Below are 21,034 nucleotides of genomic sequence, written 5' to 3' on the forward strand. Positions count from 1 at the left end.
CGCCCACTAAGTACGCGTTAGCGGGTGCCCGCGATGAGCGCGCCGATACCGCCGGCGATTGGCTGACCAAGAAGTGGCGGCTTATCGACGATCGATCGATGCAACAGCGTCATGACTATGGATGCTCTCGAGGTTGCGCACCTCAACGCGGTGCCTAACCTGGAGCAAATCGCATCTGACCGACAGGTCCCGTACCATGTCCTCCACAAACACTGGATGATCAAAAGCCTGCATTGTGATATGCCGCTCATCGGGACGCTTGACAATTGGATAGACGGGAGCCGAACCGATCGATCGGATCATCGAAACCGCCTCGCTTGCCGAGATTGGGTACGGAGTGTCAGCACTACCCACTGTCGTCAGACGCACGTTGCTGCGCTGGTTGTGTGCTCCATAGTCTGAGATCGCCTTCGAGCATGGGCAGAGACTGGTGACTTCCGCCGTTACCGTTGACTGAATGTCTACCCCGGCTTGATCAAGACTCGCGTCGAGCCTCAAACCGTGCACCTGGTAAACGGAGCGACCTGTTACAGGTGCAGCCACTTCGGTCGCAAACTGAATCTCGGCGCCGATGCTGACCGTCCTTGCCTCAAACGCATCTGCTGCCACCTTTAACACGATCGGCAGGCGGCGGGGATCCAATTCAGTCAGATGATCACGAATGAGTTCGACCATTCGACTCATGTGAGTTCCTCGCTTGTCCGCCGATAGCGCCACCGTGATATCGAAATCAGCAACTCCACTCTGCGCCAACTGACCGTCCACCAGGGAAACTGGGTACTTCACACTTGCTACGCCGACCCGGTCAATCGGAACACCTCGTATATCGAGTTCGTTCTGAATGTCACGCAACGTCGACTCCTCGATAGCGACAGCCGGACGTACATGTCTCACGGACGACTACCTCAGTCAATCCGGCAAGTTCTGGTCGCAGCCGATCCCAGATCCAGCGGGCAAGGTTCTCGCTCGTGGGATTCTCCAACCCATTGACCTCATTCAGGTATCGATGATCGAGTTGGTCCTCAAGGGGAGTGAAGGCAGCCTTCACGTCCCCGAAATCCATCACCCAACCCAAATCCGGATCGACAGGGCCCGCTACCGATACCACCACCTTAAAGGAGTGCCCGTGCAGCCTCGAGCACTTGTGCCCCTCTGGAACGTTCGGCAGCCGATGCGCGGCCTCGAAGGTGAACTCTCGAAAGATCTCGGTCACGGAATCCCCAGGTACTTGTGAGTCTGAAGGCTCAACTGCCAACGCGGATGCTTGAGGCAATACTCGACGGCCGCGGCCGTGTTCTGCTGCCGATCAGGACTGTCCATCGGCTGCAATCGGAAGTGCTCGAACTCCAGGTGCTCGAATTGCGCCGGATCTCCGCCCGCCTGTGGATACACCAACTTGAGTTCATCACCCGACGTCACAATCAGTTCAGCGCCGATCTTCGGGCTCACGCACAACCAGTCCAGGCCCTGCGGAGGGATCTGTGTGCCGTTGGTTTCGACGGCAACGTAGAAGCCCCGTTCATGGAGTGCGGATACCGCATCTGCGTCCAACTGGAGAAGGGGTTCGCCACCAGTGCACACCACCATTCGCTGATCGTGTCCGTCGTGCGGCCAGGCGTCCTCGACTGCGCGTGCTAAATCTTCAGCACTAGCGAACTTGCCACCGCCAGGTCCGTCGGTTCCAACGAAGTCGGTATCACAGAAACTGCAGATCGCTCGGGCCCGGTCCTTCTCGCGCCCGGTCCACAAGTTGCATGACGCGAAGCGGCAGAACACCGCCGGTCGACCGGCGTGTGAGCCCTCGCCCTGCAGCGTGTAGAAGATCTCCTTTACCTTGTAAGACACGTCAGCCCGCCTGGTACACCAGGGGGTCCTCGCTGCCGGCCTCGGCGAACCCCTTCCGCCGCAGGAGGCAGGAATCGCAATGGCCACAGGGGCGGCCGTCGAGGTCAGGGTCATAGCAGGACGAGGTGAGCGCGTAGTCAACGCCCAACTTGAGTCCGAGCTCGACGGTCTGCCCCTTGGTCATCTCTATCAGCGGGGTGTGAATCTTGAGCCTGTGGCCGTCGACACCCGCGCGAGTCGCCAGGTTCGCCATCGCCTCGTAGGCTTCGATGTATTCCGGCCGGCAATCCGGGTAGCCAGAGTAGTCGAGCGCGCTGACGCCGATGAACACATCAATGGCACCGACAGTCTCCGCGTATGCGAGCGCGAAAGACAGGAAGATCGTGTTGCGTGCCGGCACGTAGGTAAGCGGGATGCTCTCATCAACGTCGCTCACGTCGTCATGCTTCGGCACGTCGATATCGGATGTGAGCGCCGATCCACCGAAAACCCTCAGATCGATGTCGGCGATGACGTGTCGAGCGACGCCTTGCGCCTCTGCGACGCGCGTGGCAGCGGCTAGTTCGACGACGTGCCGCTGGCCGTACCGAAAACTGAGCGCATACGGTGTGAATCCCTCCGAGCGTGCGATCGCGAGCACCGTCGTCGAGTCAAGGCCACCACTGAGCAACACTACGGCCGGACGATCCATCTTCTCCTCCACCTCCATAAGGGGTTGCACACACCCCGCGAGCCACGTCCAGGGTACGAGTAACTGCACGCTACAGTAGCTGCGACACCCTGACAGTTTCCGATCAGCGAGAGGCGGTGGACATGCGGAAACTGACGATCATCGTTACGTGCACTGACCGCAAGTCAGCGCGGCCAACCCGTGACACTCTTGCGCGAAGCCTGCCGATCGGTAGCCTCTCAGATCGCTCCGACATCTGGCGAACTCGGCTGAAATCGGCCCCGAGTAGGCACCCCCTGAGCGCCCTATACCAGGGCGAGTCATGGTCACAGGTCACCAAACTCGGCACCACAGTTCGACGCGCGGGCTTCGAACCCCGGATACTTGTCGCCTCGGCCGGACTCGGCCTTCGTGACCTGACGTCCACAGCGCCCGCCTACGGAGCAACCTTTACGCGGTACCAACAAGACTCCGTCTGTCAGACAAGGGCAGACAGTCAAGATTGGTGGCATGACCGGATCCATGACCACTCTGCGCTCGATCCTGCCCGGGAGTTGCGCGGGCAGGTGCTCCTCGTGTTGTCAGCCAACTACGCGGTCGCGCTCGAGGCAGATCTGTTGGCCCTTGCTCAGCGGGGTAGCGACTGCCTACTCGTCGGAGGAGCCCGGGACATTGCGGGCCTACCGCGCCTTGCATCGGACAGACGACTGCGCAGCCATCTCGGTGGCACAATCACAGGCCTGAACATGCGCACGGCGATCGCGTGGCTGGAACGATTGGACGGCTACAGTCTGCACTCCGACTCCCTGCAAGACGCCTGGAACACCTGGGCCTCCACCGTGTTGCGATCTGAGAACTACGAGAGAGCGACTGTAGGTGACGAGGAGGTTCTGACCTTTATTCGCGAGGCACGAGCAGCGAACCCAACGCTTCCACGGACGCGAGCACTACGATTGCTCCGCGACAACAACTTGGCATGCGAGCAACGACGCTTCGCGCAGCTCTTCGCGCAGGCGGTGAGCGCTCCATGCCAGTAGAGAGACTGGAGCGCCGAGCGCTGCGCCTAGTACAAAGTGAGGCAGCCCCCCTTTACCTCTTCGCTCTCGCAGCCGATGAGGTTGACTTGGTCGCCGACGTCGCGCGCATCTCTCGAGACCAGGCCGGCAAGCTGATCGGATACCAACGTCCGGAGAAGAGAAGCCACGTGCGACAGATCCTTGAGTACCTTGACTCCGGCGACGTCCTCTTCCCGAATGGCCTCATCCTCGCGCTGCCGGACACCGTCAGGTTCAAGTCCAGCCGGGGTCCAACAACCACAGACGGACTCGCTACCGCGGGGACGTTGACCATACCGTTGTCAGCCAGCTCCGATGGACCACGGCCCGCTTGGATCGTCGATGGCCAACAACGAAGTCGGGCCTTAGCCCAGACGAAGAACACCCGGCTCCCGATACCCGTCGCCGGGTTCGTCGCCGATACCCTCGAACTGCAGCGCGACCAATTCCTTCGCGTGAACACGGTCTCCCCCTTGCCGGTGAATCTCGTTACTGAACTTCTACCGGAGATCGTTGCCGCACCGTCATCTCGGCTTTCAGCCCGAAGGCTCCCATCAGCGCTAGTCGACATGCTGAATCGGGATCCCGAATCGCCATTCCATAACCTCATCAAGCGAGCATCGGCAGATCCAGTCGAACGTAAGCACTTAGTCGTGACGGACAACAGTCTTGTCGAGGCGCTCAAGGAGTCAATCGAGTCGCCGTCGGGCGTGCTGTTCCCGTACCGCAACATCGCTGCCGGGACGACAGACACCGAGGGCATTCGTCGGGTCCTCTTGATCTACTGGACCGCGGTCCGCGAGACCTTCCCAGACGCATGGGGCTTACCCCCCGCTAAGTCGCGCCTCATGGGAGGTGTGGGTATACGTGCGATGGGGCGCCTGATGGACCGCGTCATGGCTCACGTCGACCTTAGTAGTCAAGACGCGCTCGTCCAAGCCAAGAATGAACTCTCCAGAATTGCCCCGCTTTGTCACTGGACCCAGGGCACCTGGCCCGAATTGCGCCTCTCCTGGAATGAACTACAGAACATGCCTCGCCACATCAGCGCCCTGTCGAACCTGCTGGTCCGGAGTTACCTCAGCGCCCGGACAGGTTCCCGATGAAGTTCTATTTCCCCGATAGCCAGGACCTGGTCAGTCCGACCTACGACTTTCTCCATGACGAGTATTCCCCTTTGCGGGTGCGTCAACGCGACGACCTCTACGCTCACGAAGTGCTTAGCCGGCCTCCATATGATGGAATCCTCGTCAGCAAGGCCATCGTCGACGGGTCGGTCCGCGGAGCCGGAAAGTACACCGCACCGCAACGTGCCAGACTCCACCGCCTTGGGGTTCGTAAGTTCTTCAGACTCCCGCGCGGGGTCGAAACTCTGGGCGACAATGGGGCCTTTAATTATGTCGAAGAACGCATTCCGCCTGTAACCGTTCGAGAGACGCTCGACTTCTATCAGGAATGCGGCTTCGATGCGGGTGTGAGCGTAGACCATGTAATCTTTGGCTATGACCCCGACGCAACTCCAGAGACCGTTGATACAGAGTGGGCTGAGCGCCGCCTACTCACACTTCGCCTGGCCGCCGAATTCATTGAGGCGGTAGACGCAGGCAACTCCACCATTCAGCCGGTTGGCGCCGCTCAAGGTTGGAGTCCAGATAGTTATGCGGACAGCGTGCGGCAGTTGCAATCGATGGGCTACCGCCGGATCGCCCTCGGCGGAATGGTTCCACTTAAGACGCCAGATATCATTCGATGCCTCGAGAAAATCGCCGAGGTGCGCAGACCTGAGACTCAACTGCACCTACTCGGCATTACTCGCATCGAGTCGATGGAGGAATTTGCTCGGCTTGGGATCGCGAGCTTCGACAGCACGTCCGCCTTCAGGCAGTCCTTTATGGATGACCGGAGAAATTACCATTCCCCAGAAACTGACTACGTCGCGGTGCGAGTTCCGCAGGTCGAGGGGAACAGCACTCTCAAGCGCAACATCCTTGGCGGCGTGGTGTCTCAGCGAGATGCAATCCGAACTGAAAGAGAGTGCCTCAGAAGGCTACGCCGCTACGACTCCGGCGACTGCCCACTGGAATCGGTCCTAGACGCTCTTTCCCAGTACGAGGCAATCACCAAGAGCGAGAAGACATATCTCGACGCCTATCGGCGGACACTAGAGGCCACTCCGTGGAAGGCATGCTCTTGCGCTCTGTGCCGAGAGCACGGAATCGAGATTATCATCTTCCGCGGCACCGAACGGAACAAGCGCCGGGGATTTCACAACCTCTCGGTTCTCTTCAAGAAGATGAAAAAGCTCACCCTCTGCAGCACGAACGGGAGCCGGCGTGGCTGATAAATACACCCTTTGCCTACCCGCACTGCGGATACGGCAAGGAAAGCACTACATCTACTGCTTTGGAGTCGATGGAAAACGAATCCATGACTTCACCACTGTATCTCGAGTTCGACGAGAGGACGATCACCTACAGGGCTACCAACGTCCCGAGGTATTGAGCCATATCAACGCGATCCGGAGGTATCTCGAATCAGACGGCGCGATGCTGCCGAACGCCGTCGTCCTTGCCTTCGACGAAAGAGTCAAGTTCAAGGTATCCAAGACCGCCACGCTTGTGGACTACACCACAGTTGGCGAACTCATAATTCCAATCGACGAGGCTTTACCAGAGAACGACAAACCTGCATGGCTTGTCGATGGACAGCAGCGTAGCGCGGCCATTCGCGATGCGGAACTCGCCGAGTTCCCGATCGCAGCCGTGGGGTTCATCGCGGACGGGCAGGATCACCAACGCTCACAGTTCATCCTGGTCAACAATACCAAACCTCTACCGAAAGGCTTGATCCACGAACTTCTTCCCGACACTGCAGGGCATCTACCCGCTCGCTACGCTCGTCGGCAACTTCCCACCCGGATCATGGCGCGGCTAAACAACGAAGTGACCACCCAGTCGGACATCGACAGTCCGTTCCGCGGCCTGATCTCCACCCCAACGGTGCCCGACGGCTACATTAAAGACAACAGTGTACTAAAGATGATCGAGAATAGCCTGTATGAAGGCGCTCTCTACCAATACCGCGATCCTCGCGACGGATCCGGCGACGAAGAGGCGATGCTTCTCCACTTGAAGATTTTCTGGGGCCTTGTTAAGGCTACGTTTCCAGAGGCTTGGTCACTGCCACCGCGCAAATCCCGTCTTAGCCATGGAGTGGGGATCCAAGCGCTTGGATACGTGATGGATCATCTGACGGACGGCATCCCAGCCAGGGAACTGCCGACACTTGACCTCGGCAAACCATTGGCGAGACTTAAGTCCGTCTGCGCGTGGACAAGCGGCGTTTGGGAATTTGGAAATGGCGAGTCGCGCCGCTGGAATGGTCTGCAGAACACACCGTCGGACGTTCGCCTTCTTAGCAATCACTTACTGAGGTCAATCCGGTAATCGTCTCTTTGTGAAGGCCATCCTAGACCGTGGTCACGTCGATCTGCCGCAATCACGAAATCCCATTGACCGGCGTTTCGCGTAGTCACAGGGCCTTCCTCCGTAGCGGGGGGCAGGATTGAACCCTACGACCTCTGGGTTGTGTCCAACTTGGGGACGTGTCGCGGTCCAGACCCTCTCGGCCGGATCCCGCAGAGCCGGCGGCCCTTGCAGATCGATCCGTTGTCGACTAGACCGCAGCTGCGCCAAACATCAGCTTGACCGGGATCGAGTGCGTGGCGGTCTCTCCTGCAGATCGCAGGCCGACGCGCTGCGCAACGAGGGCACCTGGGGCGTTGCGAGCCGGGCGACCTGTGGGTGCTGATGGCAGAGTCCGTCTCGCCCACGCACTTGCAGCGCCGGCAGCCATCTCCACCGTGCTATCGGACGTCGCTCGGCAGTTGCTCGCCGCAGGTCCCCGTCCGTTGGCGCTGGTCCTGATTGGTCGAGATACCGCCTTCATCGTCCTCGATGCCTTGGGGATGTAGGAGTTCGCTGTCGCGCGGACGACGTCCGAGCCCGGCCTTGTCGGGCGGACGCTCGGCGGCGGCCATGCCGCGACGCTCAGCGCCGGCGTACCCGGACCACGGATCGGCGTCTGCGCGATCTACCCACACGCGCGTGAGAATGGTCTGTTCGGGGACGGCGAGCACCCGAGAAGACCGAGCCTGCGATTTCGGTCGTCAAGGTCGACGGAATCGACGTGCGCGGACCGCTTCCGGCCGACACAGAGTTGTCCTGGCCAGCCGCAGAGACTATGGCCTGATCGCCACAATCTCGTTGAAGCAAGATTACGTTCGGGCCTTGAGCGATCGAGCCTTGCGAGGTTGGTCTTGGCGGTCGAGCGATTGGAGTGTTTACGATGAAGTTGATCGCCGCCAACGGAATCAACTGGACTCGCGGGCCAGGCGGTACGTCGACTGGCCGCCAACTCGTTACAGCACTCGAAGGGCTGCGACTTCACTTCGACGTGACCCACATCTGGGACTGGAAGGGAGGAGGGGCAGGCACGAGGATGAGCACGACAAGGTGCGGCAGGTTCTGACCGAGCGGGACGAACAGTCTGGAGGCATCGTCGAACTGTGGCTCCGAAGTCGCCGGCTCGCACCGCCTCTGCGGCCGTCCTGGAACTGCAGGCCTCGCTCGAACGAGTAACGCTGCGCGCTCCAACGCGAGACGGTCCGCCCAGATTTCTGTGAACTGTAACCACAGCGATTGCATGGATCGCGAACTGCGGTGCTGAAACTTACGTCACTACAGGCACTCGACACACACGCTCGTCAGATTACTCAGCACCGCGAGGCCACTCTCTCGCTCCTTGCGAACAGTGAGTTCGTGATCCCGTCCACCGCAGCGCCCACATTCAAAGTTCTGGCGGGCTAGAACGCGATACGTGATGCGTGACGAATGCGCCAGCAAGTTCGCAGCCGGGTTCACCGAACCGGCCCATGGTAAGTCGGCCGCGTAGTCGAGCTCATGCTTAAGCAAGATGGGTGACCCATCGCCCTTACCTTCGTTGCAGAATCGGCAGAGCAACCAAAGGTTGTCGACTTCGTTTGTGCCGAACTTGGACACAGGCTCACGATGGTCGACTGTTGCTTGAAGATGCCGACTTGGGTCGACCCAGGCCAGCTTGAACGGGTCTCGCAGGCGAACGGAATCGACCTCGTCGGTCGCTTGACTAAAGTCCACGCGGCAGGAGCCACAACGGCTACCGTCACGTTCAAGCAGGTACTCACGGAAGTTGGCAACGTTTTCGCGTTGCACTTGCCAAGCGTCCAGCGTTCGATCCACAGCCTCTGCCAGAAGATCCACAAACTCGTCCGGTACAAGCGCTTCAGCGAGGAGGTGTCGTTCGATCTTCTCCCGCCTAGAGACTCGATCAGATCTGCGGTGAGTCAGGGCATCCGCAGGGCAGAGGCTGAGAGCCACGCGAAGGCGAACAGCCAGATCTGCTTGGTCCTCCAACTCATTCGCCATCCGGAGACGTTCCGCAGCCCAGTCCCGAGCATGCTGCCAGTGCCTCGTCCCTCGACCAACGCTGAGAATCAGGTCGGAGATCAACGAGTCAAGCCGGGCGTCGTCCCACGTCCCCGAGCTATTCAGCGCGGAAGATTGCGAAGTTTCCAAGGTTCTTCCCGTCGGCAGCTGCGACCTTCCTCATCTGCTCCAAGAAGAAAGTCTTGCCGGGTCCGGTATCAAGACCCTTCTTCTTCCATTCCTTCAGATAGAAGGCCTCCGGAATCCGTTTGAGAGCCACAGACGCAGCGTCATACAGGTCATCCGGTGACGAGAATGGCGACTTGTCTTGGAAGGCGACGACCTGCTTGAGGACATCAAGCACGTACTCTTGCGTTTGCAGTAGCGCGACCTTCTGGAAAATCTGGACGAACCCGCCAGTGCCAGTTGCCGCCGCCCACGCCCCTGGGTACGTGTCCTTGACCGCCCTCCAAAGTGCATAGAACAGCGCGAGGCGGTTCGAGAAATCTGGATCACCGGACTCCCAGGAGATACCCTTCTTCAGCGCATTATAGGTTTTCGGGAGTTTCATGAACCTACTGACAACCTGGTCCATGACATTGTCGTCGATCGGAGCCTCATCGTCAGACAACTTCAGCGAGATCAGGCCCACGAATGGGCTTGACGGATCTGTGTGAACTCGATATGTCCACTGAGCCTCATCAGCACGAAGCCCACTGCTACTGAACCGCTCGTACAGACGCGCGATCTCAGCGGCCGTCAACGATGTAGCAATGATCGACCGCAACTGGCGCTTGTCCAACGGCTTCGCTTTGTTGTTCAGGACATAGAAGTTGAAGACCTGCTCGCTGACATCCAGGCCCGGAACCAGAACCAACGGCAGGACGATCGAACCGTTGTATGCCTCCTTGGCGCCGAAGATACGGTGCTGCCCATCCATGATTAGGCCCGGAGTCATCATGGTCGCTACGAACTCGTCCATCTCGGCCTGACGCTCGGGATCCAACGATCCATAATCCCTCAACTCGGCGTAAAGGCTAGACATGTATGACTCAGGCCGAATTGCTTCTAGGTCCTCTTCGGCGAGATCATCCTCCTCCGACTCGTCCGCAGGCCCCACACTGGCCATTTCCTCCGAACTGAGACGCTCGGCCAGTTCCTCCAACAGGATCGCGCGAGACTCATCGGGGCCGATCGCATCGATTCGAATCTCCACTTTGCAGTGATTGCCCTCGCCCGTGACTTTGAGGGCCGACGGCCGTATGGCAATCAGTGCTGCAGATGGTAGAATGTTGTCACTCGAGAGTTCGAGAAATTTCTCGATAGAACCAAGCCGAGATTCATCCAACTCACGCTGATATCCCGCACGCAGACTCGATTTCTTGTGAGGTGCGTCCGCCCACTTCGTGATCTCATGAGCCGGCGCGCCAACGAGGTAGAAAGGCGGTGCCGAAGGCCGCTGCTGAACTCGGACCGCCTCGTAGGTGTAAGTGTCAGGCACGGGCTCTCCTTCTACAGCCGTCGTCTGGTTGCTCGCTCATGATGGCATGTCAGTGGCGTGATTCGCTGGCATACCGGTGTCCAGTCTCGGCAGGCAGGCGTCATACCCGCTTCCAAGCAGAGCCTCCCCGCCGACACCCGCCAAACTTGGAGCACCCGACAAGGGTAACAACTCAAGCGACGTGGCGACGATGTCATGGAGACTCGCCTCGTCAGAGAACGCCGCCGCGCTGAGATGTGTCCGGCCGTGGCAAGCATCGGCCCAGATTGCCTTCCCGACAATCACGGAGCCGAGATGGCCCGGCACACCACCATCTCGGCAACCGTGGGTGCGCCGATCTACTTCTGTGGCTCCCAATCGCCCCGGCGGCGCGGGCTCGAACGAGAACGCGAGCGGCCTGCTGCGCCAGTAATTCCCGAAGGGCACCGACCTCGGCATCCACACCCCAGCACACCTCCGAGCCGTCGAAACGAGATCAACCACCGTCCCCGCCGTGTCCTGGGAGACCGCACAGCCGCCGAACTGTTCACCGCACTGCTAACCTCGCCGACGCACCCGTATTGCGACGTTGACTAGAAGCCGCCTGGTTGGACCGGAAGACAGATGTGACGCCGTCCAGCGCGATCGGCCTATAACTGGCAGCGGGTGGCGACCGTTCGAAACGACGAAGTCTGAGCGGCAACAGCGCAGAACACCAAGGTTCGATGTCCGCCATGTGAGCGCTCAGTCGAGGGCCAACTCCCACGCCACCAACTCAGGACGTCTGCCGGTGGCGAAGAACTCAGAGGCCGCCGCACGAGCATCCTTCACGGTCATCGCTTTGCCTTTGCTCATGGTCGTCGGCACGGCCCCATAGTCGAAAGTGGCCTCCTGCGGCTCGTCGAGGGTGCCGGCTGAGCGGTACTCGGCGGAGCCATCGACGTCGTCGTAGAGCGTCAAGGAACTGAAGGCCGCCCCTAGCCCAATGTTCATCGTGGCGAGCTCGTCCGCGCTGACCAGTTCGACCCAGGTCGGCCGAGGCAAACTTGCCACTCGGTCAAGCACTTCGTCGAGCTCGGCCTGGCTGCCGATGCGCTCCTGTCCCGCGTCATCGTCGTAGTAGGCCGTCAAGAAGTCGTTCAGGCGAGCCCTCTCCCATCACCGATGTAGACCTTATAGCCGCCTGGCCAATAGACCGTCAGCTTGGTACCGGTTGGCAACTGCCACGGCAACGTGTTGTCGCAGCCGTACCGACCACCACAGGGACGCTTGTTCACGTACAGGGTCATTTCTCGAGGCGTTCCCGCGCGGCGCATGAGGGCCGCCTCGCCCTCCGCGTGTTCTCGCGCAGAGTCGAGGCTGGCGGTTCGGCCGCTGAGACCTGGCGCCGTACCTCGGGTCCTCGCGTCCCGCTGAGCACATGAATCAGGCCTCCACGTCCGGCCTTGTCAGAATTCCGGATGGCGGCCCGACGTCTCGCGGCCGGTCGGGTAGTGGCCGAAAAGTCTGCTCGACGAACGAGCGGGCTCGGGCCTTTCTCCAACTTCATCACTGGAGCCACTGTGCTGCGGCCGATCGTCGATGGTGCCCCAGAGACCGTGGTCCATCCTCCTCCCAACTCGTCTCGTCGCCCGCCGGGGCGGGCTTATCCGGCTTGTTGGCTTCCCGCACGTCGTGGTCGTCACGGCGACGCCCGGGGGCCGTTACCTGGCCCTGGCGACCGTCCGCGCCCCTCGAGCCGCCCCTTGGTTCCGCGGTTCGAGTGCCGCTCATCGTCTACTCGAGCCACTGCCTCTCGAACCTCAGCCTGAGACAAGCAACGGGCTGTCTCTTCGCAACGCCTGGCCGATTGACCAGACGCGGCGATCGCGGCGAGAGATGGCTGCTCTGACGGTGATCGCGAGGCTGACCTATTCCAAGCTGCCCGATCTGCTCGGATCGCTAACGATGGAGGGCCTCCTCGGACCAGCACGATCTCGTTCTTTGGCCTCAGGTCAGTGGCTTCCAGTCGGGCCACGGTCTCGGTCCGCGTCGGCCGCGAATACTGGCGACTCGCAGATCGGCCTGCTCACGGAGCGAAGGCTCTTCGCTCGCACGCTGGGCCGCGTAGCAGGTGACGCGCAACTCACGGATGTCGCGCAGCACATCGAATCCGTCCCACTTGAGCACGTCATGCCCGTATGCCTGTGCGAAGGCTTGGTACTCCTCGGCCGTCATAGTGCCGAACGTGCTCAACCGAACCGCGGTGCTGACCAAATCCCACTCAGGCGGTCCGAGCGAGAAACGTTCGAGGTCCAGGAGCACCGGGCCATCGGCTGTTACCACGACGTTGCCAGCCCAGGCGTCGCCGTGGATCGCGCTCCGTGGCAGGCCGGCGGGAAGGTCATCGAACGCCTCCCGGAGTCGGGCAAGCTGCCCACGCAGCCAGTCCCGATCGTCTTCGCTCAAGGTCGTCGCTCCTTCGATACGTTCGGCCAGGCGAACGAACGGGGGCAAGCGGTGGAAGATCGAAGTCGTTCGGTAGTGACTGGCGTGTAGGCGTTTGAGTACGGCGGCGACCTCGGGCGGGGTGCCATGACGATGCTCGGGGAGCTCACGCCAAAAGGTCACCGGCGAGGCATCAATGACGACCGGCTGGTCAATGCCGGCGACGGTCTCAGCTGCTCGCACCTTCACAGACGCAAGCCATCGTGCGAGGGCGACCTCCTTCCTAGCGGCGTCAAGCTGCCCGCTTCGTCCGATGCGCACCACCACCTGGCCCGGGAGACGGTAGATGGCGTTCTCGCCCAGCCGAACTGGCTTGGCGCCCGACGAGGACAGGCCAACCTGACTGCATGCCTGCTCGAGCAGCACCTGTGAAGGTGACACTGTCACGAGGCGGCCAGCACATTACGGATGTCGTGGCGCAGTTCGTCGACTTCATCGATTCGCTCGAACACCGTCGCCCGGCGCGCCAGGTCACGCAGGTCGTCAGCTGCCCGACGTGAACGCAAGGACCGAGCGTCCTTCAGTGCCTGCGCGCCAATGACAGCCTCCTGGGGATCGCCAACCGTCATGGTCAGCGATGCCAGCTTGATACCGCTCATGGCGCGCGAACGCACGTAGGTCTCGGTGTGACCGGCGACGGCGCTAGCCAGCCTGGCAGCTCCTTCCTGTTCAGCCTTGCCCTGACGGACGGCGAGATCCCACAAGGCATGCCCGGTGTCGCCAAGGTGCTTGAACTCCATGTACATCGATTCGACCGTGCGAGCCTGGGCGATCAGGTCCGCAATCTGCTCCTCCGCGGAGCACGCCTCGCACCACAGGCGGATGTCCTCGTTTGAGGGTGCCTGTACCCCGTGCTCCAGCTTCGAGACACGCGTGAAATGCCAACCGGTCGCGGCAGCGAGCTCGCGACCGGTCAGCCCGGCATCCTTGCGGAGCTCCCGAAGACGCAGGCCCAACGCCTCCTGCGCCTTTCGGGTGGCGCTATTCGGGGTTGTACTCACTGTGCGGTATCGCCAACGACCACACCCGCTCGAATGCGTCGCGGCACATCTCCACGACGGACGGGTTAGTTGTGGTCGTGAACGCCGTGTTCAGGCCGGACCCGGCGTAGTGCGGAAACACCACCCTCTCGTCATCGAGCAGGTAGTAGTCATTGCCGGGTATGCACAACTCCGAGACCGATCGTCGTGGCACTCAGCGGATGTCCTCACCGGCTGCGGCGATGGGCGTGAACACGGTGTAGACCCACCGCTGGTATTCGCTGAGCGGTTCCGAGACGATCTTTGCTCGTCGCACCGTTCGTCCCGCGGCTACATGTTCACGAAGTGTCGTACACCACTCCTGCAGCCACTCGAAGTCGTCCGCCTCACTGCGCTTCCACTTCGCCATGTGCGGCAGCTCAACCTCGGTGCCGTACGCGTCGCGGGTCTCCAGGTGCACCGAACTGCGCTTGAACTCCGTCAGCAGTTCGTCGAAGGCTTCCTCGGTGATCTCCTCCACGCCGGCCGGCCTACGGGTTCGTGAAGAACGGAATCATCCGGTCCGGAATCTCGACCGCGGTCTCGCCCTCCGGGAGGTTGATCGTCGCGAGGGCATCCGGGTCAGTGACGACCCAGCCCTGCACGACCCAGCTGCCCCGGTCGGTCTTGTAGAGGGTCGGACTGTTCTTCGGAGTCGAATCCGGGTCGCCTGCAACCAGCGTCAGCTTCATCGTGATCCCCTGTCGCATCGGTTTCTCAAGCTTTGCTTCGCCAAGTTTGAAATTCCTCGATGTTGCATGTCACCGATGTTGCGAAAAGTTGCTAGCCCGAGTCTCCCACGCTGAGACCGGGCTCCGCCTCTCGACCGCCGGGACCTCCGAGTCCGAAGGTTCGCATTCCTAGGACGGCCTGGCCAGCAGCGCTGGATCGAGACCATCTCAACTTGGAGGTAGACGTTGCTCTCCCCCTCGCGGAAGACCGCAGGACAGCTGTTGCCTGGGCAGCGGGGGTCTTTGCCATAGAACCGACGACCGCGATCAGCAGTGGGCCTCCGAGTCTGATCTTGTCGTATCGCAGAACGACGTCCGCCCGTGTACGGCGTAGGTCAGCTGGCGGAGAGCAAGTGGCCGAACAGCCGAGCTGCAAGTTCTTCGGCCTCCTGTTGGCTGAGGATCTGCCCCGGCACATTCGGGTGCGCGTCCGCCCAAGCCTGGGCGGCGCGGTCGTCGGCGAACACGTTGAGGTAGTCACAGCAGCAGTCAGCCGACGGTCCGCCGCATTCTTCAGCGCCGACGAATGCCACTGCGGTTGCGGGTTCCCAGCTAGTCCGACCGTCGCTGGTGGTGATGGTGATCGGCTGGCCGCTGACGACGTCCACCGTTTCGATGACGGTGTCTCGGCCGAGCATCGCCGAGATGCCGAGCGCATCGATCGCGCACATCGCGAACACATCCACTCCCTCGCCGGGTGGGCCGGCGATGCAGACACCGTGCCGCGTGGGTACGGCGGAGAACGGGTACGCGATCGCGATCTGCCCATCCGGCGCCAGGCGGATCGCGTCGAGGTCATGCAGTGCCTCCAAGGTCTCCTCGACGCTCGAGCCACCGCCGATCGACGCCGCGGCATTCAGATCGCCCCGGCCGGGCGGTCGGCCTGTAGCAGCGAAACAACGAAGGATGGCCTGATGCACCGCCCGCTGGACGGACTCCAGTGGCAAGGCCCGCGTCCGCCAAGCACTCAGTACGCCGGATGGTGTGTCTTGTGGCTGCTGGCTGGCTGCAACGATTGCCTTGCGCAGTTGTTCGACGGATGGCGCCGGAACGATCCGGCCGGCCTCGTCGCGGTAAAGACGACAAGACAGGGTGCACGCGCCCTCCTCATCGTCATCGGCTGAGACGAACGGGTCGGCACCGTCGACCAGCAACGTCGGCGAGCCGACCATGCCGAACCGGACCGCGTCCGCATCGGTGTCGATCATCCGAGTCATGACCGGAACATCCGTGACCAGTGCCAGCCGGTCCAGCATCGGGATGACGTTCGGACACCCCGCGACATGCAGAACCTCGAGCCTCATCGGGTCGCCTCGCTCTGGGCGCCGAGTGCCTCGAGCAATGCGCACCGCCGATCCGCGCGAGGCAGCTCGCAGGTCGCGACGAACTCCGCGAGAGAATCACGCACCCGTTGCAGGTCGTGGATCCGTGACTCCACGTCGGCACGACGCCGCTCCGCCAACGCCCTCGCCATGTCACAGCTTTCCGGGCCGCCCGCGTCCAGATGAAGCAATTCCTCCACCTCGTCTAGGGTGAACCCCAGTTCCTGGGTCCGTTTGATGAATCGCAGCAACTCCAACATCGTTTCCGGGTAGTCCCGATAGCCACCACTGATACGCGGCGGCGCCGTCAGGAGCCCGCGACGCTCGTAATAGCGCAGCGTCTCAGCGTTCACCCCAGCACGCCCAGCCAACTCGCTCGTACTCATGTCCCCATGGTCAACCCCGTACTCAAGTACGGAGTCAAGTGACGACCTGAGCACGCTGCAACCGAGCACACCGCAGCTTCCGGCTCAACCGGGCGCCGCAACGGATTCTCGACTTGAGTTGACCTTGCCGCCGGAGACGCCACCGGCCGGACCATCCGAGACGTTGAGACCGATTGCCCGCTGCACTCGGGCAACCTGCAGCGCCCCGTCGTCATCGAACGAAGCACGACCATCTCAGCCCGCGAACTCGAACTCGCCACCAGAACGACAACCCCAACACCCGCACACCTCTTGCATGCCGGGCCGACTCCGTCGGGTGCCGCCGCGATCAGCCCCCTGATCGCTCACACGTTGAGCTTGCATGACCGACCAGGCGAACAGACTCAACAGTTACTTTCCGGGCAGGCGACTGTGCTAAGTATCCACCGGCTGAACGCCGGAGAGGGCTACCTGTACCTGCTTCGGCATGTCGCTGCGGGGGATGTTGATCGGCGGATGGGCTACGCCGTTGACGGCGTACTACACCGCATCGGGATACCCGCCCGGCCGCTGGATGGGACAGGGCCTCAGCGGTCTCGGCGACGGCGAGTTGGTGCCCGGGAGCCAGGTCACCGAGGCTCAGATGGCGGCGCTGTTCGGACGTGCAGAGGATCCGATGACCGGCCGGACGCTCGGCGAGCCGTACCGAGTTTCAAAAGGTCCGGCGGAGCAAAACCCGGGATCGGATCCGCGAACTCGACCCGGCCCTGTCTACCGCCGAACGCGAGCGCGCTGTGACACGGATTCGCCGGGAGGAGATGCGGAAGAAGTCGCGACAGGCAGTCGCTGGGTTCGACCTGACGTTCTCGCCGGTGAAGTCGGTGTCGGCGCTGTGGGCGACTGCCGATGTGGGTATCCAAGAGCAGATAGTGGCTGCGCATCACGAGGCTGTCGCCGATGTGTTGTCGCTGATCGAGCAGCACGCGGCGTTCACAAGGAGCGGCGATGGCGGCATCGCGCAACTGGATACCCGCGGGGTGATCGCGGCAGCGTTCGATCACTGGGACAGCCGCAGTGGCGACCCGCAACTGCACACTCACGTGGTGGTCGCGAACCGCGTACAGGGCCCGGACGGCACCTGGCGGACCCTGGATGGGCGGGTCCTGTACCCAGGCCGCGGTCGCGATGTCGGAGATCCACAACGTGCTTCTCGCCGACCATCTCGCGCGTCGTTTGGGCGTGAAATGGGAGCATCGCGAACGCGGTTCCCGGCGCAATCCGGCGTTCGAGATCGACGCGATTCCGGACGAACTGCTCCGCGAGTTCTCGCAAGAACCGAACAGATCGAAGCCAACCTGACCGCACTTCTGGACGAGCGTCTTGACCAGATCCACCCACCCAGCCGCCGCGAAATGTACGCCCTTCGGCAGCACTCGACCCTCATGAATCGGCCAGCCAAGCACCTCGCCCAACCCCTCACCGTACTGATGGCGCAGTGGCGCAAACGCGCCGACCAAGCCATCGGACCGGACGCCGTCGCCGCCATCCAACGCGCCCTCAACAACGCCGCCGAGCGTCCCTTGGCGGCGGCAGACCTGAGCCCGGAAACGCTCGACGCGTACGGCGCCGCGACCGTCCTGACCCTGCAAACCAAACGCGCGACCTGGACGCGCTGGAATCTCCTCGCCGAGGCCGCACGGCGAACCCGACTCCTCCGATTCGTCTCCACCACCGACCGGTTCGCCGCGCTACAGCGACCTTCGAACGCGCCGAACAGCACTCGGTCAGCCTCATTGCACCCGACCTCGTGACCATCCCCGTCACCCGCGCCAGCGGCGAGAGCGTGTTCACCATCCACAACGGCCAGATCTACACCTCACCCGTCATCCTCGGCGCCGAAGCCGTCCTGCTCGACCTCGCCCACGACGCCAACGGACCAGTCCTCGCCCCAGCCACGATCCACACCACCGGACTCAGTGCGGACAAGGCCGCCGCACTCCACCAAATCGCGACCAGCGGCCAGAAGCTCGAGGTCCTCATCGGCCCAGCTGGCACGGGCAAACCAGTCTGTTGTCTGCACTCGCGGCCAGCTGGGAAGCTAGCCACGGCGTCGGTTCAATCATCGCGCTCACACCATCGTCGGCCGCCTCAACCGTCCTGGCCGACGCCATCGGCGCCCCCGCCGAGAACATCGCCAAATGGATTTTCGAGTCCGCCGGCCTCGGCGCCGAACAATGCCGCGAGATGATCCTGCACACCGAACACGCCGCCGGCCTCGCCCGCCGCTCAGGGCGCCGTCTCCGCCACCAGCGACTCATTGCGCAGCTCGCCGCTCTGAGAGCCGAGCACGATCGATGGAGCTTCCACAAGAACCAGTTCGTCATCGTGGACGAAGCCTCCATGGCCAGCACCATGGAACTCGCCACCCTCGCCCGCGCCGCCAACACCGCCGGCGCCAAACTCCTCCTCGTCGGCGACGACGCCCAGCTCTCCGCAGCAGACACCGGCGGCGCCTTCCGCCTCATCGCCCAAGACACCCGAGCCGCGGAACTCACCGACGTCTGGCGCTTCACCAACCCCTGGGAACGCGACGCCAGCCTCGCCCTACGCCGCGGCGACCTCGCCGCCATCGACGCTTACGACAATCACGAACGGCTCACCGTAGGCTCGTCAGAGGAGATGGAAGATGCCGCCTACAAGGCCTGGCTCACGGACACCCACAACGGCAAAACCAGCCTGCTGCTCGCCGCCGACAACGTCACCGTCGCCCGGCTCAACGCCCGCGCCCGCCTCGACCGCATCACCACCGGCAAGGTCGAACCCGACGGCATTGAACTCCACAACGGCAACCACGTCGGCCTCGGCGACCACATCGTCACGCGCCTCAACAACCGCCGCATCCCCTACGGCCACCGCCAGTTCGTGAAGAACGGCGACCAGTGGACCGTCATCCAGCGGTGGCCCGACGGCTCCCTCACCGTCCAGAACCACAGCAGAGACACCGTGACCCTGCCCAGTGCGTACGTCCAAGAATCCGTCGAACTCGCCTACGCCACCACCGCCCACCGCGCCCAAGGCGCCACGGTCGACACCGCCCACCTCCTCGTCACCGACCACCTCACCCGAGCCCTCATGTACGTCGGCATGACCCGCGGCCGCACCTCGAACCGCGCCTACGTTGCGACCCACCAGACCAACTCAGACCTGCACGAACCCCACCCCGAACAGACAATGCAGGACGTCCTCGAAGCCGTCCTGAGCGACCCCGGTGTCGAACAATCCGCCCACGAAGTTGTGCGCCAAGAGCTCGACAACGCCACCCGCCTCGACCGCCTCATCCCCATCCACCAACACCTCTGCCAACTCGACGCCAAGAAGCGCTACCAACCCGCCATCGCCGCCTCCGGCCTCGACCCAACCGACCAAGCAGCCCTCCAAGCCTCCCCCGCCTACGGCCCCTCATCGCCGAACTCCGCCGCGCCGAAAACGCCGGCCTCAACATCACCGACCTCCTCCACCGCGCCGTCAACCAATCACCACTCACAACCGCCAACGACCTCGCTGCCGTCATCCACCACCGAGTCCACCGCCTCACCGCCCGGTCACTCCAGAAGACCGGCCGCCACCCGGCGCAGATCGTAGGCCTCGTCACTCCAGCCACCCACGTCAGCGATCCGACACTGATCGCGCCGCTGCGCGAACTCGAATCGCGGATCATCGAACGGGCCAATTGGCTCACCGACCAGTTACTCACCGAGCCACACGCCTGGCACCGCGAATGGCGTCGCGCTGCCGGTGATCCTCCAGACCAGGAACTCGCCGAAGCTGCCCGTGAGATCGCCGCCTACAGGGAGCGCTACCAGATCCACGGCCATTCCGTCCTAGGAGACGCTCCACCAGCCAACGCGGACGAGCGACGCCGTCAGCACTCCCGGCTCACGAAGATGCTCACCTGCTTCTCTACACAGGCCGCCGAACGATCGACCGATGGCACCTGCATTACCGAGACGCCAACACAGTCCGCCCCACTGCCGCAGCCAGACTGACATAGCCATGCCAAGCGATCGGCCAGATGTAGCGAGCGTTGGTCGGTAGGGTGCTGACGTACGACGGGGTCGCCCACTTGCACCTTGGCATCAACGCGTCCACCAACCCTCACGCCGATCGGCCGCGCCACCGACCAGAACCAGCACGGCTCCGGCCACCCGACAACTGGTGATCTGAATGGCTCTTCCCGAACTGGATGTTGCACGCGTACAGCAAGGGTGCGCCGCGCGAGTCCCCGAGCACGCCCGCGACCAACTGCGCATCGAGTGCGAACTCGCTCCGCGCCACCTAACGATCGTGGAACGGCGTCCGCCGTGGCGCGAGGACCTCGGTCCGGATTGGACCTGCTCCGCAATCGCCCGCCTGCGCTACATCGCCACTGACAAGTCCTGGACGTTGTACTAAGCCGACCAGCACCAACGCTTCCACGCCTACGACCGACTCGCCCCGTCGCTGAGTATCGACGACCTACTGACCGAGATCGACCGCGACCCCACGAACATCTTCTGGGCTGACCGCGCCCCGTCGGTGAGATAGTTCTGCCTGCA

The 21,034-nt window shown here is 62.4% G+C and carries 19 protein-coding genes and 4 pseudogenes; 7 read left to right on the forward strand and 16 right to left on the reverse strand.

Annotated features, from left to right (window positions below):
* Positions 1-81 precede the first annotated feature (81 nt).
* From KFLA_RS36430 to queC, 4 genes are read right to left on the reverse strand one after another with little or no spacing between them, the layout of a single operon-like run.
* A complete protein-coding gene (locus KFLA_RS36430) occupies positions 82-852 on the reverse strand; it encodes a GTP cyclohydrolase I FolE2 (protein WP_148256542.1) in 771 nt (256 codons plus the stop codon).
* The gene (gene queD, locus KFLA_RS36435) at positions 845-1,213 is read right to left on the reverse strand and encodes a 6-carboxytetrahydropterin synthase QueD (RefSeq protein ID WP_083792787.1); all 369 of its coding nucleotides are present in this window, start codon (positions 1,211-1,213) and stop codon (positions 845-847) included. Before queD ends, KFLA_RS36430 begins: the two co-directional genes overlap by 8 nt.
* A complete protein-coding gene (gene queE / locus KFLA_RS04105; protein ID WP_012918495.1) occupies positions 1,210-1,845 on the reverse strand; it encodes a 7-carboxy-7-deazaguanine synthase in 636 nt (211 codons plus the stop codon). The genes queD and queE overlap by 4 nt, the downstream gene beginning before the upstream one ends.
* A 1-nt stretch (position 1,846) precedes the next feature.
* Positions 1,847-2,554 (reverse strand): 7-cyano-7-deazaguanine synthase QueC, encoded by a 708-nt coding sequence (gene queC, locus KFLA_RS04110; RefSeq protein WP_012918496.1) that lies wholly within the window; start codon positions 2,552-2,554, stop codon positions 1,847-1,849.
* Positions 2,555-3,542: 988 nt separating this feature from the next.
* On the opposite strand from queC, the gene dbpB (KFLA_RS04115) reads away from it, so the two are divergent.
* The 3 genes from dbpB (KFLA_RS04115) to dbpB (KFLA_RS36445) are packed head-to-tail and all read left to right on the forward strand — an operon-like array spanning position 3,543 to position 7,016.
* Positions 3,543-4,676, forward strand: coding sequence for a DGQHR domain-containing protein DpdB (gene dbpB / locus KFLA_RS04115; RefSeq protein WP_012918498.1), 1,134 nt, complete (start codon positions 3,543-3,545; stop codon positions 4,674-4,676).
* Positions 4,673-5,911, forward strand: coding sequence for a tRNA-guanine transglycosylase DpdA (gene dpdA, locus KFLA_RS36440; RefSeq protein WP_012918499.1), 1,239 nt, complete (start codon positions 4,673-4,675; stop codon positions 5,909-5,911). Before dbpB (KFLA_RS04115) ends, dpdA begins: the two co-directional genes overlap by 4 nt.
* Positions 5,904-7,016 (forward strand): DGQHR domain-containing protein DpdB, encoded by a 1,113-nt coding sequence (gene dbpB / locus KFLA_RS36445; RefSeq protein WP_012918500.1) that lies wholly within the window; start codon positions 5,904-5,906, stop codon positions 7,014-7,016. Before dpdA ends, dbpB (KFLA_RS36445) begins: the two co-directional genes overlap by 8 nt.
* 419 nt (positions 7,017-7,435) lie before the next feature.
* On the opposite strand, the gene KFLA_RS37790 is transcribed toward dbpB (KFLA_RS36445), so the two are convergent.
* The 11 genes and pseudogenes from KFLA_RS37790 to KFLA_RS04165 all read right to left on the reverse strand — a co-directional run bounded on the left by KFLA_RS37790 (position 7,436) and on the right by KFLA_RS04165 (position 16,460).
* The gene (locus KFLA_RS37790; RefSeq protein WP_158307258.1) at positions 7,436-7,609 is read right to left on the reverse strand and encodes a hypothetical protein; all 174 of its coding nucleotides are present in this window, start codon (positions 7,607-7,609) and stop codon (positions 7,436-7,438) included.
* A gap of 700 nt (positions 7,610-8,309) precedes the next feature.
* Positions 8,310-9,035, reverse strand: coding sequence for an HNH endonuclease (locus tag KFLA_RS36450; RefSeq protein WP_083792789.1), 726 nt, complete (start codon positions 9,033-9,035; stop codon positions 8,310-8,312).
* 118 nt (positions 9,036-9,153) lie between these two features.
* Positions 9,154-10,536, reverse strand: a complete 1,383-nt coding sequence (locus KFLA_RS04125; protein WP_012918502.1) for a ParB N-terminal domain-containing protein — start codon at positions 10,534-10,536, stop codon at positions 9,154-9,156.
* Between the two features lie 723 nt (positions 10,537-11,259).
* On the reverse strand, positions 11,260-11,646 hold the full coding sequence (locus KFLA_RS04130) for an Imm1 family immunity protein (RefSeq protein WP_012918503.1): 387 nt from the start codon (positions 11,644-11,646) through the stop codon (positions 11,260-11,262).
* 8 nt (positions 11,647-11,654) lie between these two features.
* A pseudogene (locus tag KFLA_RS39600) lies at positions 11,655-11,879 on the reverse strand (DddA-like double-stranded DNA deaminase toxin); the annotation flags it as partial.
* A 625-nt stretch (positions 11,880-12,504) separates the two neighbouring features.
* On the reverse strand, positions 12,505-13,368 hold the full coding sequence (locus tag KFLA_RS04135) for an aminoglycoside phosphotransferase family protein (RefSeq protein ID WP_237706726.1): 864 nt from the start codon (positions 13,366-13,368) through the stop codon (positions 12,505-12,507).
* A gap of 17 nt (positions 13,369-13,385) precedes the next feature.
* The gene (locus KFLA_RS38685; RefSeq protein WP_049797259.1) at positions 13,386-13,958 is read right to left on the reverse strand and encodes a helix-turn-helix domain-containing protein; all 573 of its coding nucleotides are present in this window, start codon (positions 13,956-13,958) and stop codon (positions 13,386-13,388) included.
* Between the two features lie 25 nt (positions 13,959-13,983).
* Positions 13,984-14,502, reverse strand: a pseudogene (locus KFLA_RS39520) (DUF6879 family protein).
* A gap of 10 nt (positions 14,503-14,512) precedes the next feature.
* On the reverse strand, positions 14,513-14,731 hold the full coding sequence (locus KFLA_RS04155) for a hypothetical protein (protein WP_012918507.1): 219 nt from the start codon (positions 14,729-14,731) through the stop codon (positions 14,513-14,515).
* Between the two features lie 356 nt (positions 14,732-15,087).
* A complete protein-coding gene (locus KFLA_RS04160) occupies positions 15,088-16,056 on the reverse strand; it encodes an alkylmercury lyase family protein (RefSeq protein ID WP_012918508.1) in 969 nt (322 codons plus the stop codon).
* Positions 16,053-16,460: a MerR family DNA-binding protein gene (locus KFLA_RS04165; protein WP_012918509.1), complete on the reverse strand. Its 408-nt coding sequence runs from the start codon at positions 16,458-16,460 to the stop codon at positions 16,053-16,055. Before KFLA_RS04165 ends, KFLA_RS04160 begins: the two co-directional genes overlap by 4 nt.
* A gap of 481 nt (positions 16,461-16,941) precedes the next feature.
* Between KFLA_RS04165 and KFLA_RS39605 the strand changes: the two are divergent.
* Positions 16,942-17,151, forward strand: a pseudogene (locus KFLA_RS39605) (relaxase domain-containing protein); the annotation flags it as partial.
* Between the two features lie 55 nt (positions 17,152-17,206).
* Positions 17,207-18,250 (forward strand): MobF family relaxase, encoded by a 1,044-nt coding sequence (mobF, locus tag KFLA_RS36475; protein ID WP_272941301.1) that lies wholly within the window; start codon positions 17,207-17,209, stop codon positions 18,248-18,250.
* Between the two features lie 65 nt (positions 18,251-18,315).
* Here the strand turns inward: mobF and KFLA_RS37230 are convergent, their stop codons facing one another.
* Complete coding sequence (locus KFLA_RS37230) at positions 18,316-18,519, reverse strand: hypothetical protein (RefSeq protein ID WP_049797262.1); 204 nt, start codon at positions 18,517-18,519, stop codon at positions 18,316-18,318.
* Between KFLA_RS37230 and KFLA_RS35330 the strand changes: the two genes are divergently transcribed.
* Positions 18,510-20,081: an ATP-dependent DNA helicase gene (locus KFLA_RS35330; protein WP_085956206.1), complete on the forward strand. Its 1,572-nt coding sequence runs from the start codon at positions 18,510-18,512 to the stop codon at positions 20,079-20,081. The two genes, KFLA_RS37230 and KFLA_RS35330, sit on opposite strands and share 10 nt — an antisense overlap.
* A 582-nt stretch (positions 20,082-20,663) precedes the next feature.
* Positions 20,664-21,023: pseudogene (locus KFLA_RS39760) on the forward strand (DUF3024 domain-containing protein).
* The last annotated feature ends 11 nt before the right edge of the window (positions 21,024-21,034 follow it).

Origin of the sequence: Kribbella flavida DSM 17836 (assembly GCF_000024345.1) — a bacterium.
Classification (GTDB): Bacteria; Actinomycetota; Actinomycetes; order Propionibacteriales; family Kribbellaceae; genus Kribbella; species Kribbella flavida.